Raw genomic sequence first — 999 nt, 5'->3', positions numbered from 1 at the left:
GGTTATGCCGGTCACACGCCGAAGATCGTTTCCTTCCCGCTTTCGGAAGTGAAGCGGCTGACCGGCATCGAGGTTCCCAGCGCGGAAAGCCTCGACATCCTGTCGCGCCTCGGCTTCAAGCCGGAGGGCTCGGGCGATGTCGTCGATGTCGCCGTGCCGTCCTGGCGCCCCGACGTCGATGGCAAGGCAGACCTGGTCGAGGAGGTCATGCGCATCCACGGTGTCGACAACATCGCGCCGCAGCCGCTCGGTGCGCATGACGCGGTCAATGCAAAGATCCTCACCACGCTGCAGGTCCGTACCCGCACGGCCAAGCGCGCGCTTGCCGTGCGCGGCATGATGGAAGCCGTTACCTGGTCGTTCATTCCGGCCAAGCATGCCGAGCTGTTCGGCGGCGGCCAGACCGCGCTGAAGCTTGCCAACCCGATCGCCGCCGATATGTCCGACATGCGGCCCTCGCTGCTGCCGGGGCTGATCGCGGCTGCCCAGCGCAATGCCGACAAGGGTATTGGCGACGTGGCGCTGTTCGAAGTGTCGGGTACCTATGAGGGCGACGGCGCCGACCAGCAGCGGCGCGTCGCCGCCGGCGTGCGCCGCGGCACCGCCAAGCTCGACGGTTCCGGCCGCAACTGGGCCGGCAATTCCGGTCCAGTCGGCGTGTTCGACGCCAAGGCCGATGCGATCGCCGCACTTGAAGCCTGCGGTGCGCCTGTCGACCGGCTGCAGATCGAGGCCCGCGGCCCGGCCTGGTATCATCCCGGCCGTTCCGGCACGATCAAGCTCGGCCCGAAAACCGTACTCGGCACTTTCGGTGAATTCCATCCGAAGACGCTGGAGGGCCTCGATGTTTCCGGCCCGCTGTGCGGCTTCGAGGTCTTCGTCGATGGCGTGCCTGAACCGAAGGCCAAGCCGACGAAAACCAAGCCGAAACTGGAACTGTCGCCCTTCCAGGCGGTCAAGCGCGATTTCGCTTTCGTCGTCGACAAGTCGGTCGAGGCC

Annotated in this window: 1 pseudogene; it reads left to right on the top strand. The window is 66.6% G+C overall.

What is annotated here, in order from left to right:
• A pseudogene (locus tag EN994_RS33025) lies at positions 1-999 on the top strand (phenylalanine--tRNA ligase subunit beta); the annotation flags it as partial.

Origin of the sequence: Mesorhizobium sp. M7A.F.Ca.CA.002.09.1.1 (genome assembly GCF_003998555.1) — a bacterium.
Classification (GTDB): domain Bacteria; phylum Pseudomonadota; class Alphaproteobacteria; order Rhizobiales; family Rhizobiaceae; genus Mesorhizobium; species Mesorhizobium ciceri.
This window is presented reverse-complemented; position numbering and strand designations above follow the sequence as displayed.